The sequence below is a fragment of the Fibrobacter sp. UWH1 genome (assembly GCF_002210365.1).
In the GTDB taxonomy this organism is placed as follows: domain Bacteria; phylum Fibrobacterota; class Fibrobacteria; order Fibrobacterales; family Fibrobacteraceae; genus Fibrobacter.
Genome location: NZ_MWQG01000006.1, coordinates 17,327 through 32,112, shown reverse-complemented (window position 1 = coordinate 32,112; position 14,786 = coordinate 17,327). Strand labels below are relative to the sequence as shown.

10 protein-coding genes and 1 pseudogene are annotated in these 14,786 nt (G+C 49.0%); 2 read left to right on the top strand and 9 right to left on the bottom strand.

The window, feature by feature from the left end:
* Positions 1-2: 2 nt before the first annotated feature.
* Complete coding sequence (locus B7992_RS04150) at positions 3-623, bottom strand: TetR/AcrR family transcriptional regulator (protein ID WP_088665640.1); 621 nt, start codon at positions 621-623, stop codon at positions 3-5.
* A 236-nt stretch (positions 624-859) separates the two neighbouring features.
* On the opposite strand from B7992_RS04150, the gene B7992_RS04145 reads away from it, so the two are divergent.
* Positions 860-1,060 carry a hypothetical protein gene (locus tag B7992_RS04145; RefSeq protein ID WP_073161495.1) on the top strand — a complete coding sequence of 67 codons (201 nt, stop codon included), beginning with the start codon at positions 860-862 and terminating at the stop codon, positions 1,058-1,060.
* A 101-nt stretch (positions 1,061-1,161) separates the two neighbouring features.
* Here B7992_RS04145 and B7992_RS04140 read toward each other — a convergent pair whose 3' ends face one another.
* The gene (locus B7992_RS04140) at positions 1,162-3,018 is read right to left on the bottom strand and encodes a glycoside hydrolase family 43 protein (protein ID WP_088665639.1); all 1,857 of its coding nucleotides are present in this window, start codon (positions 3,016-3,018) and stop codon (positions 1,162-1,164) included.
* A gap of 155 nt (positions 3,019-3,173) precedes the next feature.
* Here B7992_RS04140 and B7992_RS04135 point away from each other — a divergent pair, with 155 nt between their 5' ends.
* Positions 3,174-5,213, top strand: a complete 2,040-nt coding sequence (locus B7992_RS04135; protein ID WP_254917605.1) for a glycoside hydrolase — start codon at positions 3,174-3,176, stop codon at positions 5,211-5,213.
* A 382-nt stretch (positions 5,214-5,595) separates the two neighbouring features.
* Here B7992_RS04135 and B7992_RS04130 read toward each other — a convergent pair whose 3' ends face one another.
* The 7 genes and pseudogenes from B7992_RS04130 to B7992_RS04100 all read right to left on the bottom strand — a co-directional run bounded on the left by B7992_RS04130 (position 5,596) and on the right by B7992_RS04100 (position 14,750).
* Positions 5,596-6,171: a flavodoxin family protein gene (locus tag B7992_RS04130; protein WP_088665638.1), complete on the bottom strand. Its 576-nt coding sequence runs from the start codon at positions 6,169-6,171 to the stop codon at positions 5,596-5,598.
* A 157-nt stretch (positions 6,172-6,328) separates the two neighbouring features.
* Positions 6,329-7,474, bottom strand: coding sequence for a molecular chaperone DnaJ (gene dnaJ, locus B7992_RS04125; protein WP_073161492.1), 1,146 nt, complete (start codon positions 7,472-7,474; stop codon positions 6,329-6,331).
* Positions 7,475-7,695: 221 nt separating this feature from the next.
* A complete protein-coding gene (gene dnaK / locus B7992_RS04120) occupies positions 7,696-9,597 on the bottom strand; it encodes a molecular chaperone DnaK (protein WP_088665637.1) in 1,902 nt (633 codons plus the stop codon).
* A 115-nt stretch (positions 9,598-9,712) separates the two neighbouring features.
* On the bottom strand, positions 9,713-10,393 hold the full coding sequence (grpE, locus tag B7992_RS04115; RefSeq protein ID WP_088665636.1) for a nucleotide exchange factor GrpE: 681 nt from the start codon (positions 10,391-10,393) through the stop codon (positions 9,713-9,715).
* Positions 10,394-10,720: 327 nt separating this feature from the next.
* Positions 10,721-11,329 carry a carbohydrate-binding protein gene (locus tag B7992_RS17360; RefSeq protein ID WP_349292378.1) on the bottom strand — a complete coding sequence of 203 codons (609 nt, stop codon included), beginning with the start codon at positions 11,327-11,329 and terminating at the stop codon, positions 10,721-10,723.
* A gap of 165 nt (positions 11,330-11,494) precedes the next feature.
* A pseudogene (locus tag B7992_RS17355) lies at positions 11,495-12,799 on the bottom strand (family 43 glycosylhydrolase); the annotation flags it as partial.
* Positions 12,800-13,784: 985 nt separating this feature from the next.
* Entirely contained in the window at positions 13,785-14,750 is a 966-nt protein-coding gene (locus tag B7992_RS04100; RefSeq protein WP_088665633.1) for a hypothetical protein, read from the bottom strand.
* Between the last annotated feature and the right edge of the window lie 36 nt (positions 14,751-14,786).

Genomic DNA, 14,786 nt, shown 5'->3' with positions numbered 1-14,786 from the left:
AATTACTGCTTTCCGTAAGTATCGCCAAAGTGCTTTAAATGAGCCTTGATTTTCTTTACGATTTCTTTTTCCTTGGACGGGTCGCGGTCGTATGACTGGATCATCAAGGAAACGGGAGCGATAAATTCCAAAGCCATAATGTTAGCGTCACCTTCCACAAGCAGCCCTGTCTTCATCAGTGCCGTAAACAGCTTCGAGAATCTCTGGAGCAATCCTTCATAGCTGTGGAAGTTTGCAAGTTCTGCAATTCTTGAATTTCGAAATTGCTCAATAGTCAGAAACCTTCTCATTTTCTGGACGGTCTCATCGTGCATAGTAAAGTTGATCCTTGCGAATGTGGAATGGATCAATTCTTCTATGGAGCGGGGGAGATCATCTGTTCTATGATCACGGTGTGCCAAATGACCGGAGTCTTCAAACTTTGTCGTGTAATAGCCACTCACCTTTGTAATGAGGGCGTCTAAAATTTCGGCCTTGCCCTTGAAATGCTTATACAACGAAGGACCTTTAATTCCTATGGCGGCAGCAATCATATCCACCGACGTACCTTCAAAACCCTTCTCTGCAAATAAATCCAGAGATGTGGCAAGAATCTTTTCCTTCGTAGAAAGCGTTTCACTCATGAATGTTCAAACTCCATTGAAGATTTTTACCGAAAGATATATAAAAAAAAACAGTAAATAAACATTCTATCCTCCTTTTGACTAACGAACGTTAGCTAAAATCTAACTAACGTTCGTTAGCCACACAAGGGATATGTCCGAAAAAAGGTGTTTTTTGAATTCTTCGTGCTATTGCGGCAAAAAAATATCCTTCAAAAGTTGACATCTGGAAAATGTGTAGTATCTTTTAAATACATATGGCAATGAACCATCACCTATTTACCGGTCAATGCGAATCCGTGGGTGAAACCCACGTCACGAACACTCTCTCGGCAAAGGCGAAAGCGATGCCAACCCATGCAGGGAATGGTCCCGTCAAGCGGCACCTCGTTCCCAGGCGAAAGCATGTAGCATCAGCGTCTGTAGCAAAGTCTAAGGACGCCGCAGAAGAAAAGTAGATCGTAAAACGATTCGTTTTTGACGCCTCCCACGAGGCAACAAAAAGCCCGCGAATTCAGCTGAACTCGCGAGCGGTTTTATTGCGTGTTCTAAATGTACCTTATTGACGGATTCTTTGAGTATGAACTTGTCCGTTATTCAAGAATTCCCTGCGGAGGTACATACCAGGCTGCCTGGGCTTTCCGGGCAGCAGTTTTCCGTTCATGTTGAAATATTGGACACGAACAGGAACTGCGGAGAACTCTACGTTCCAGCGGCCAATACTTTCCGTTGTATCGGCGAGCGTTGTGTCAGGTTCCTCCGGTTCCACATAGGGGTGTTCCGGATCGTTTACCACCACCTTGATTTTCTCGTAGCTCTTGCAGCCCGTTTCATTGGTATATTCCACGGTGTAAATGCCGCTGTTCTGCCACTGCAAATCATTCAGGGCGACTTCGCGGGTGGTTGCACCAAATTCCGCAGGACCGCTCCAACTCCAAATCTTCCCGTCCCAAGGATGGGGGCCAAAGGTAATGCTGCTACCCGGTTCTACCAAAAGGTCTGTAGTCTCTGTCCAACTATCCCCAACCTTTACATAAGGCACAATCTTTGTTCCAGAACAAGGCTTCACAGCCACCTGGCCGTCATCCAACTTGGCAACAGTTTCAGGAATATCAAACACCTTGGGCTCGAAATCCGCAGTGGGGAAGGCCTTCATCAGGGCAGCCGTTTCTTTGGCGGTAATGGGCAGCACGGTGCCGTGGCGTGGAGTGAATGCCCCCGCCATCTTGGTGTCTTGCACAAAGGTAAAGTTGGTCAGGTCCGGGCTGCTGGTAAACTGGTAATGACCGTTCATGTAGCAGTCGTACATGAGAATCCAGGAATCCTGATTGATCAGCTTAAAGACGCCTGCGCCTTCCACCGCTTCCTTGGTCTGCTGCAGAGTGCCGCTGGGCTTGCTCCACTGGGAGCCTTCCTTGCCGGCAGGCGCTGTCAAAGTCTTGGCTGTAGTCTTGCAAATGCCGCCGTCGCCCTCGTTCTTGAAGAAGGCATGGTAAAGTCCGTCGTTATCGTTGTAGACGATGTCCATATCGATGGTGGCGGAACCGCGGTCAAAGAAATAGGTGGGCTTGCCCAGCACATCGGTAAAGTCGTCGTTGGCGTACAGGTAATAAACCTTGTCGTAGGGAATGGTCCCGTCGTTGGTCAGCAAGGAGAAGTAAATCATCAGGCGACCCTTGCTGCCGTCGGCATTTTGATAATCCTTGTCCCAGATAGTTTCGGGAGCCCACACGCGAGTCACGTTGGCAAAATTAGTACCCTTGTACTTGTCCGGGAAATGAACCGTACTGTGAGTCCAGCTGACCAGATCCTTGGAGCGCATCAGCACCATGCCGCGATTACTTGCCCAACCTTCGGCACTCTTCATGTCGGTATTTACCATGTAGAAATAGCCGTCGGGTGCGCGCAAAATATGGGGATCACGAAGTCCCTTCTTCAGGGCGACCGTATCGGCGGCCACCACTCGCTTGCCACCATTCATGGCAGCAAAATTGTAACCGTCGTTACTGATGGCGTAATAGATATTCTCGTTGTCGTTGGCCGGGAAATAAATGAAAAGATAGTTGGAATAGGGTTCGTAACCGTGAATGGAAACGTCGAACTTCTTGGTTTCGAACTGGGTTCCGTCGGTGATGTTCACGGACAGCTGCACCGTCTTATTCTGGTTGACGAGGCGGGCGGCAATGGTTCCGTCGTTCTTCAAAAAGGTGGTATCGCTGGAGGTCCAGTAAAAACGCATGTTCTCGCAGCCAGAAATCCCCGAACCGTTGGCCGGCAACTTCAAATCCTTATAAAGATTGGTCAGAACACCGTCAATTTTCAAATTGGACGCACAATCCGAGACGCTGGCAGCGCTAGCAACTCCAAAAACCGAGGCACACACGCCAAAACCAATCAAAAACCTCTTAAAAATCATAAAAACCCAACCTATCTGCGCGGCAAATGCCTTGCTTAATGGGAATATATGTTTTATAAGGCGCTCTAGTAAACCAAAAGAACATTTTGATAGGATAATTTGTCCATGGGGGAGGCATATTTTTTATCCGTTTTAGAAGAAAATAATAGATTTTTATGTTCATGAGATTGGGTAAAAAGTTTATTGGGGCGGCTGTGTTTACGGCTCTCGCTTTTGGCGGGGCAAACGCACAGACCAAGGTTGTGGTGGATCCTGGCAAAAAGTACCAGCATTTCGAAGGCTGGGGCACCAGTCTTTGCTGGTGGGCGGAACTGGCCGGCGGCTGGAGCGAAGCCAATTACACCAAACTTTTGGGAGCCATTGCAGACCCGGATTCGGGCCTGGGCTACAACATTTTCCGTTACAATATCGGCGGGGGAGACCAGCCGGGACATAATCACCTGACCAAGGGCGACGGGGGAGCCGCAATTCCCGGGTACAAGCCCACTGAAAAAGGCGATTTCGACTGGACCGCAGACCCCACCCAACGAAACATCCTTTTCGGCTTGGCCAAGAAGGTAAAGAATCCCATTTTCGAAGCTTTCTCCAATTCTCCTCCCTGGTGGATGACCAACAGCGGCTGCGTTTCTGGTGGTGTCAACGGCGCAGACAACCTGAAGTCCGACTACTTTGACGATTTCGCCGACTACCTTTCCGAAGTGGCAAAGCATTTCAAGGAAGAATGGGGCATCACCTTCCGCACTGTGGAACCTTTCAACGAACCTAGTGCTGGCTGGTGGAAGGCCAACGGCGACCAGGAAGGCTGTGGCTTCAAGAACAAACAGTCCGAAATGATTGTGGAACTGGGGAAGGCCCTCAAGAAAAAGGGACTCTTCCCGGAAACTTCCGTCAGTGCCGCCGACGAATCCAACATCGGTGACGCCTTGGCCCGCTTCAACAGCTATAGCGACGAAGCAAAATCCTATATGTTCCAGGTGAACACTCACAGCTATTCCGGCTACGATTCCCGCGGCAAGCTGTATAACGCCGCCTTTGCCAACGACAAGCGTATTTGGCAGTCTGAATCCGGCCCACTCCATCGTAGCGGCGACTTGGATATTACCCTCTGGATGGCGGACGTGATTCTCCACGACTTGCGAGACATGCACGCCAGCGCTTGGGTGGATTGGCAGCTTTCTGACCCGGCGGAGAACTGGCGCACCATTACAGCAAATCACAAGAGCCAAACTTTTAGCTATGCACCCCGTTATTACATGCACGCCGCCTTTAGCCGCGCCATTCGCCCAGGCTCCCGCTTTATCGATAGCGACAACAGCAACACCCTGGCAGCTATCCGCGAAGACGGTTCCTTGGTGCTGGTGGTATTGAATACTGGCAGCACCGATGCGAAATACACCTTTGATTTGAGCAAGTTTGACGCCGTAGGAACCAAGGCAAAAGTCAATCGCTTTACCTTGCCTGCCGCATTGAAGGCAGATGCTGACATCGCTATCTCGGGTGGTTCGCTGAATGTTACCGCCGCGGCCCAATCCATGGTTACCATGATTATTGATGGTGTGAAGGGCGAAGGAAAATGTGCTGCAGATACCATTATTCCTTACGTCAAGATTCACGATGGCAGCTGGAACGAAACTACAGAAATTACAGTCAATCCCGGTGATTCTCTGGTTATTGGCCCTCATCCTTGGGATGGTGGCCGCTGGACTTGGAGTGGCCCTGATAACTTCTATTACTTGGGTCGCGAAGTCCGCTTCAAGAATTTACAGTGGCAGAACAGCGGTTACTACAAGACCACATTCGTCAATGGCTCCGGTTGCGAAAGCAAGATGACCTTCAAGCTGGTGGTGAACGATCCGGAACACCCGTTTGTGGAACCCGATACAAATGTGGTGGATACAAGTACCGCCGACACCTCCGTTGTCGATACGACTGGTCGCGACACCACGAATTCAATCATCGTTCTGCAAGCCACACCGCAATTCATTCATGTATCAAGAAGCGGGGGAGACCTGCATATCACTGCTCCAGTTCAGCCCATGCAATTGACAATCCATGACCTGCAAGGTGTTCTGTTGACCCGTCGCCAGATTAACGGCCCTGCCACTATACCCTTGGGCAACGCCCCTCGCAAAGGCTACATCGTACAACTCCGGAACCAATCCGGCCGCAGCATGTACTTGAAGGTTGTTCGCTAATTTAATTCACACATTTCTATTTTAAATCGTTACTTCTAATTCGTTCAAACGCTGATTCTGGCGGTCCAAACAATACGTTTTGCCCATTTAGACCGCCAATTTTTCAGCTAAAATTTTGAAGGGTGGCGGTCCAAACCAAAAAAAATGAAATATGGACCGCCATTTACTCACTTACAAACCAGAAAAAACATCATTTTACACTTTACAGAAATACTTCAGAAGGGAAAATGGCTGTCTAACCCCTTAAATTTCGTTTTTAGACAGCCAACATGTTTAAAAAGTGAAAAAAAACGGCGGTCCAAATAGAACTTTCGCACATTTAGACCGCCATCAACATTCTAGCACCTTCCCCCCAATACAGGGGGTAGGATGGCATCTTCAATCAAAGTAGTTTTCTTGCCACCTTCCGGCATTTCATAATCTCGCTATCAGTCAAGCCCTGGCGCATATGGGTGCCGCCTTTCTGCACGGAGCCCACAATCTTGAAACCGCACCAGCCGATCACTTCCTTGATGGCCCGCACCGCGCCAGAGGTCTGCTTAAACAAAACGTTAAAGGGCCACGGGGTAGTACTGGTGCTTACAATAACAGCCTTCTTACCTTTCAATAAAGGTTTGGGGAATCCATGCCCGCTGTCATCCAACATGCCGTAGGCCATTCGGTCAAACAACACCTTCAGCTGCCCCGTCATATTCCCCCAATAGCAAGGAGAGCCCACAATCAGTCCATCGCATTCCTGAATCTTGCATAGAACTTTTTGGGAATCATCTTCTGCCAGAACGCATTTGCGTTCACTGCGGCATTTCATGCAACCGATGCAGGGGCGAACCTGCAACTTGCAGACATCAATAAATTCCACTTCTGCACCGCTGGCGACAAGCATGTCTTCCATGACGCGAAGCATGGAGCTGATGTTACCCTTAGGGCGAGGGCTGGCATTTAAAATCAAAATTTTCATAACAATCCTGCTCACTTACCTCTATTAAACACCAATAGGTAAGAGATGTGTTACTCATAAAAATAAAATCTAACCATAAAAAATCCCCGGGGCTTTTATTGCCTCGGGGACTTTATAACTAGATCCTTCGCTTCGCTCAGGATGACGTCTAAAGGTGTTACTTGAACAGATTCTTCATCTTTTCGAGGAAGCTCTCTTCCTGGGCGGTTTCCTTGTCCTTGCGGAGTTCGGCCAGCTTCTGGTAGAGTTCCTTTTCTTCCTTGGAAAGATCCTTGGGAATTTCAACGCCGATTTCGACGTAGAGGCTTCCGCGGTCTCCACGCTTGTTCAGCGGGTACAGTCCCTGTTCACGGAGACGTAGGATGCTGCCAGCCTGAGTGCCGGCTGCAATCTTGATCTGCACTTCGTCGCCTTCCAGAGTAGGAATGCGCTGGGTACCGCCAAGAACCAGGCGATGTACGGGAACCTTCACTTCACAGTGCAGGTCATCGCCTTCGCGGGTGTAGAAGTCATCGGGCTTTTCCGTCACTACGGCAAGCAAGTCACCGCACGCACCGCCACGAGGACCGCAGTTACCTTCGCCACGGAGATTCAGGTACTGGCCTTCAGAAACACCTGCCGGAATCTTGATGGAGATTTCTTCGGTTTCCTGCACACGGCCTTCGCCACGGCAGTTGGAACAAGGCTTTGCAATGACTTCGCCCATACCGTTACAAGTGGGGCAGGCACTTTCAGAAATCATCTGGAAGAAACCGCCCGTTGCACGACGTACTCGGCCGGTGCCGTGGCAAGTGCTACATTCAGTAACATTTTCGCCACCCTTGCCGTTACATTCGGTACAGGGAGTATAGCGCTTCAGGCGAACCTTCTTGGTGCAACCTTCGAAGATTTCCTTGTAGCTCAAAGCAACCTTGATCTGCAAATCGTTTCCGCGGGGAGGGCCTGCCTTACGGCTACGACCACGGCCACCGCCGCCAAAACCAAAGCCACCGCCAAAGATATCGCCAAACTGGCTGAAGATGTCTTCGAAGCTTCCGAAGCCACCGCCGCCAAATCCGCCACCGCCGAAACCGCCACCAGGAGCGTTAAAGCCGAACTGGTCGTAGTTCTTGCGCTTTTCCGGATTAGAGAGCACGTCGTAAGCTTCAGCAGCTTCCTTGAACTTTTCTTCAGCTTCCTTGTCACCCGGGTTCTTATCCGGATGGTACTTAATGGCAAGCTTCTTATAAGCGTGCTTGATTTCGTCAGCACTTGCGTCCTTACCGACGCCTAGAACTTCGTAATAATCTCTTTTATCTGCCATATAGCTCGCTCCTTCGGAGCTTTCAGGTCGGTCACCTTCGGCTCCCTTTGAGCAATGAGGTCGCACCTTACGGTGCTTTGAGGTTATTTAGAACTTTATAGCAAAAAGGTGCTCCTGCCTCAAAAAGACAGGAAAACACCATTTGCAAGGCCTGCTCACAGCTCATACCTCAAAGCGTAGCGCCCTGAAAGCGAGCTTGCGAGCGACCTCGTACCTGTTAATTAGTCAACGACTTCAGCGTCGACAACTTCCGGGCCGTCGTTCTTCTTGTCGGACTTCGGCTGTTCAGAAGCACCCGGCTGAGGACCCGGCTGTGCACCGGCAGCGCCAGCAGCCTGAGCCATGGAGCTCATCATGTTCTGGAGCTTGTCCATAGCGGCCTTGATTTCTTCCTTGGTGCCGTTGTCCTTCTTGTCCTTGATTTCCTGGATTGCAGCTTCAATCTGAGCCTTGGTGTCGGCCGGCAGCTTGTCGCCAACTTCCTTGAGCTGAGCTTCGACCTGGTAAGCCATCTGTTCGGCCTGGTTCTTGACGTCCACCAGTTCGCGCTGTTCCTTATCCTTGGCAGCGTTTGCTTCGGCGTCCTTGACCATCTTGTTGATTTCGTCTTCGGAGAGGCCACTGGAGGAAGTAATCTTGATGGACTGTTCCTTACCGGTTTCCTTGTCCTTAGCAGAAACGTGGACGATGCCGTTGGCGTCGATGTCGAAGGTCACTTCGATCTGAGGAACGCCGCGGGGCTTCTTCGGAAGGTCGGTGAGGTCGAACTTACCGAGGGTACGGTTGTCGCGAGCAAATTCACGTTCACCCTGGAGAACATGGATGGTCACTGCCGGCTGGTTGTCTTCAGCGGTAGAGAACACCTGGCTCTTCTTGGTAGGAATGGTGGTGTTACGGTCAATGAGCTTGGTCATGACGCCACCGAGAGTTTCGATACCCAGAGAAAGCGGGGTCACGTCGAGGAGCAAAACGTCCTTCACAGCGGAGTCGCCGCTAAGAACTGCGCCCTGAACTGCAGCACCGATTGCCACAACTTCGTCGGGGTTCACAGTCTTGTTGGGTTCCTTGCCGAAGTACTTCTTCACAGCTTCCTGAACGGCCGGAATACGGGTAGAACCACCAACCAGGATCACTTCGTCGATTTCAGACAGAGACAGGCCAGAGTCTGCAATTGCCTTGCGGCAGGGTTCCATAGAACGTTCCACCAGGTGAGCGGTCAGCTGGTCGAACTTTGCACGGCTGAGGGTCAGGTCCAAGTGCTTGGGGCCAGTTGCGTCAGCGGTGATGAAGGGGAGGTTGATGTTGGTAGAAGTGGTAGCAGAAAGGTCAATCTTTGCTTTTTCAGCAGCGTCCTTCAAACGCTGGAGAGCCATCTTGTCCTTCTTCAGGTCGATAGACGGATTTTCCTTCTTGAATTCGTCGTTGATCCAGTCGATGATCACTTCGTCGAAGTTGTCACCACCAAGCATGGTGTCACCGTTAGTGGACTTCACGGAGAACATACCGTCGTCGATTTCCAGGATGGAGATATCGAAGGTACCACCACCAAGGTCATACACAGCAACCTTTTCGCTCTTCTTGGAGTCAAGGCCGTAGGCGAGTGCTGCAGCGGTCGGTTCGTTCACGATACGCAACACTTCGAGGCCAGCGATCTTACCAGCGTCCTTAGTAGCCTGGCGCTGAGCGTCGTTGAAGTATGCCGGAACAGTAATCACAGCCTGGGAAACGGTTTCGCCCAGGTAGTCTTCAGCAATCTTCTTCATGGTCTGAAGAACTGCTGCGGAAATTTCAGGAGGAGCGAACTGCTTGTCGTCGATCTGCACGCGGATCGGATCGGAACCGGTACCAACGAGCTTGTACGGCATGTTCTTTTCCACAGCGGAGCATTCGCCAGCGGAGCGACCCATGAAACGCTTGATAGAATAGATAGTCTTTTCGGGGTTGGTAATTGCCTGACGCTTTGCAACATGGCCCACCAGACGTTCGCCGGTCTTGCCGAATGCGACGATAGACGGAGTAGTGCGGAAACCTTCTGCGTTTGCGATCACTACGGGCTTGCCACCTTCCATAACGGAAACGCAGCTGTTGGTTGTACCAAGGTCGATACCGATAATCTTGCTCATTTTTGAGTCTCCTATTTAAAGTCTGCGGTTCATTCTGAGAACCAATCTGTTTCGCCGAGTTAAAAGCAAATCCCGTGCCAAACAGCAAAATGTTTTAATTTGAAACAATTTCTTATTATGCCTTGCCAGATGAAACAATCACCTTGGCAGGCTTCAGGATCTTATTTTTCAGTTTGTAACCCTTCATAAAGACCGTCACCACGTGATTTTCGGGGATTTCTTCGGAAGGCTGCTGCATCAGGGCTTCGTGGCAGTTGGGGTCGAATTCCTGGCCGGTGGGGTCCAGCTGTTCGAGACCTGCGTCGGTGAGAACCTTTGCAAACTGATCGTGGATCATCTGCATGCCCTTTTCGAAGGTATCCAGGTCCTTGGCCTTGTTTTCGGCGGCAAAGGCGCGTTCGAAGTTATCCAGCACTTCAGAAAGCTTTTCTAGGAGCTTTCCGTTGGCGGTTTCAATGATTTCAAGCTGTTCGCGGGCGCTGCGGCGGCGGAAATTGTCAAATTCGGCCATCAGACGCAGGTTGCGGTCGTTGGCGGCAGCAAGTTCAGCCTTCAGCACATCTTCAGCAGATTCGGTGGATTCCGGGGCGGAGGGAGCCTGTTCTGCGGCAGGTTCTGCCGTTTCAGAAGCCTGGGCGTCGGCAGGGGAGTCCTGGGTTGCGGATGCTTCTTCGGAACTGGCTTCGGCATTGGCCTCGGCTTCCATTTTCATGGCGTCCTGGGCTGCCTTAAGTACATCTTCTTCAAACTTTGCGCGTTCTTCAGCGGAGGGTTCCTGCAAATTTTCGTCGGCCATATTAATTCCTTGTGTTTAAATTTCGCCCTTTATTTTGCAAAAACCGTGCCAACCCCAACGCAACACCAAGTGTTTCTATTTGAAACAATGACGAAATCAAGCTAGGAATGGGATTTTTTATAAAAAAATGAAGAATTTTGCAAACAACTGTTTGCAAAGTGAACGTCCAACCCCCAAAAACGCCCTCAAAAGACGTCAACCTTGCTAAATTCATGCCGCCGGAAAATCCGGCACATTACAATCAAACATGATAGTAGTGTTTTCAGTAAAAAAAGTCCCACCGGGGAAGTGCGCAGCCCCAGTGGGATAAATAACGGAAAGGTTAAATTATCGTTCCAAGTTGATTCTTAAAGCCCGTCCCGAGGCGTATCGGACTATGTAAACTCCATTATTGAATCCGGCGTTTCTCAGTTCCGTCTTAAAATCAACAACCAGGGATGCATCGTTCAGCTTGAACTTTCCAAGCTGATGTCCCATCAGGTCAAAGACCTTGAATTCATGCAATCCCCTCTTTGCCAGTCTAGGGGATTCCATCAAAAAGTCTGTATGGAGTTCCGCAGTGCCAAAAGCAATCTTGTCAAGATTGACATAGTCGGTCGTCATTAGAACCTTGAGCACATGCTCGCCCTTGGCCAGTTCCTTGGTAGTCTTGCCCTTGAATGTGGTGTACACGTCGAAATCTCCGGTTCCCACCAGTTCCAGTTCATCGGTGATAGGTTCGTCATCCATGAAGAGCTGGATACCGGCGCGCTCCATGCCGGTCGCGTAGGAAATCTCGTAGGGGAGGGCTTCGTCAACTTCCACATTCACGGTGTATTCCAGCCATTCGCCCTTCTGGGTGTAACCGATGGCATAACCATCGCCATTTTCGCTCTTGATGGCAACCACGTCAACCCGGTCTTCGCGGTACTTTCCACCCTTGTTTTCTGTATCCATGTCGTAGTAGGCCTTGCCGGCGCCGCCCACATCGTAGTTTTCGAATTCGATGATGTTCTTCTTGCCTTCGACCGTAGCCCCGATAACCGGCAATTCGCACTCGGCTTCGGGATCCTTCAGCAAAGCCTCGCAGAAGGGGCCCTGGGGAACAGCAGTCTTGCTGTCTTCAAATTCCCAGTAATCAGCCTCGAAATCTCCAGCGAACATGAAGAATACGTCATGCTTGCCAACGGCTCCTTCGGCAGGCACAGTCACAAGGCCGTCCTTGGAGAATTCAGCCTTAGCAATTACGGGACCATCCACCTTGTCCAGGCGAACCATAACAGAAGATGCCCTCTTGACGCTCAAGACTGAAGCAGAGAAAGACTCTGCGCCGGCGTCACCGAATTCCACGCCGCTGATCTTAGTGTACTTGCCGTCGGTAAGATTGGTGAGAACCGTATTGCCGGCGGCACCGCTCTTACGGACCTTCACTTCTTCGCCCCAAGACATGGTCTCAGCTTCTACGCGCTTGTAGGGGTTGAAATCTTCCAGCTGGGCCACGCCATTATCCGGCCACCAGTCAATCTTCTGGATAGTTCCGTCGGCGTTATACTTCATTTCGGCAACGCCAACAGAACGGCGTTCCTTATGCTGGAATTTTAGGCCCATTTTGTCGGATTTTTGATGCCAAAGTTGATAATGATGGCCAAAGACGTAGGATTTTCCCTTATAATCAATAATACCCGGATGGTTTCCGTTGCTGCGGGAGGAGTGGGGCATAATGTCGCCCTTGTAGGTCCAGGGACCCGTGGGGGAGTCGCTCATGGCGTAGCCGATACCTTCGGCGCAACAGGTAGATGCAAAGGCCATGTAGTAATGGCTGTCGTGCTTGTAGAACCAAGGGCCTTCCTGGTAATCCTTGACCTTGGGGTGGGTAACGATATTGCCGGAAGTGCTGATCATGTCTTCGTTAAGCTTGATCATGTACAAATCCGGATTGCCCCAGTACATGTAGGCCTGCCCGTCATCGTCAACCCATACGGTGGGGTCGATATCGTTCCAATGTTCGCGCTGCCAAACCAAGGCCTTGTTCAGAGGTTCCTTAAAGGGGCCGTAGGGATTATCTGCCACCAGGACAGAAATTCCATTACCGTGAATGGGAACGTACATGAACCATTTGCCATCCCGTTCCACCACTTGTTCGGCCCAGGCTCCGTTAGTTCTTGTGCTCCACTTGATGTCGTTCAAGGATGCCACAGCCCCGTGGCTTGTCCAGTTGACCATGTCCGTGGAAGTATGCAACAGCCAATCGTACATCACGAACCCTTCGGCGTCATCTTCGTCGTGGGTCGTATAAAGGTAGAGCGTATCCCCATGCACCATGGGAGCCGGGTCTGCCGTGTAGTTAGTCGTGATTATTGGTTGCTGAGCAAAGGCCACTCCAGCCAAAACCAACAGGGAAGAAACCGACAAGAGTTTTCCAAACATCTTTATCTCCAAACATCGTTATCACCACGAGACAAAGATATTTCCTTTACAGGTGTATAAAACTCTCCAGAATACAATCCCTTTTGCAAAAAATTCAAAAGCCAAATTTTTATTTTCAATGCAGGGGGAATTTCCACGGTGAGCGCGGACGAATTCCACGGGAAACTGGCCAAAACAGTTCAAAAACGTGGAAAAACCTTTGCACCGTCGGTACAGCCGGCCTCAAAACCATCCTACAAGACCTTCACAGGATCCTCGAAAGACTCTGTCAGGAGCCTTCTCAGAGGTCTAGCAAGACCTTGGCAGATATTGGCGCGGAGGCCTAGAATTGCCGAAATTTGCTTGAATTCGTCAATTTTCGCTTATGACAGGCCCAGGGAATCTTCAGAATCCTTGGTAGGGTCTTGCTGAAGTCTAGGCATGAAATAGGCCAGCGCGTTCGCGGCTGGCTCCTGTAAAATCATGGGGAAGCGTGGAAAAATCCTTCGCACTACGTGGAAAAATTTGTCTTTGACTAGGGAAATCAGGAATCCACACAAAGCGAATCCAAATTCCACGAAATTGAGCAAAAATCGCCAATTATGAAACCGGTAGGACGCTTAAGGACGTTTAAGACCATTTAGCGCCTGTCAGGGGCGAAATCAAGCACACCGGATAACTATATCAGATGGCGGCTTAATTCTGCCACATTTGTGAACAGTTCGGAACGGTTGCAATAGGTCGCCAAATGGCGAAATTTTGCAAAATTACCGAACTTATCACTCGGCAGGCAACCTTACAAACGATGACAAATCCGCCTACATTACGAACAGATTTGTGAATGTCTGGAAGCTATAGTAACTGTATCAAACGGTCCCGGGCGGAATGGAATTCGGCTTCGCTCCGGTGGGACAGTTGGGATTCGCAGTTAATATAGACTTGAAACAAGCCCTACCTAGTCAAAATATAGTCATGCACTTTTGATGAATCAAGTGTTAAAATGACATTATTCAACATATTTGGTAATTTTATGTTTTGCAAGTTCAGGATGTGTTTCAGAGCATCTTCTGTGAGCGATACGAGCAGGGCAAAAGATTATTTTTCCATTCCTGCTTTTTCTGTAGTGCTGTCTTACACTCCATTTGTCTGTGACATATACGATATCAAAACGCTGTCTTTGAGAGGTAGGCTGAACGTCATTATCTTTTTGAGTCATTTCGGAACGGATGGTATTTTTCCTTAGATGAATATACTTGGTAGTAACAGTCGATTCCATTTTGTTGTTTTCTTTACAGGCCGCTAGACTTGAACTTTTATATTCAGAAATTTCATCCTTAATTTGAATCAGCCCATACATTTCCGCCTTCCACAATTTAACTAAACAGGCCGGGACTGTTCCATTATAGGTACTTGGGTCAAATGGATAGCCTACCATTTTTCCATAGGAATCATAAGTTACAATGAAAGCATATTTCCCTAAACATAAATGAACGTAAGTACAATAATTAGAATCTTCCATTTCAAATTTATAGAATCTTTCAAGAAGTATGTCATTATTTTCGACCGTATTTTTTTCAATGTTATTAAATGATTCAAAATACATTTTCATGTCCCATTCATCAATTTCATCCATCTGAACAAAAACATCTTTGGTTATCAAGTAAAATTCACAATTTTTAGTTAGAGGTTTCATTAGCATTGCAACTACATAATTCCCAACTTTCTGTTCCTTACAACAATACAACCCGGCAACAGCTTGATAACTTTGTGCGGCGCATTTAACATCTTTGCAAAATTCTTTTAGATAACTTATATAACCTCGTCTACCTGCGCCAAAGCAATATTCCTTAGCGACCTGTTCACCATGCTCCTTTTTCATTTTTTTATAAATCAAGTCCATATATAATCCTTCATATTCTTTATAGATGGGGTGGTCTTCAGGACGAAGCGTATTTTTTCTTTTTTTTGACATTATGATTTTCCTTTTCCATATTAGGATTGCTTATTT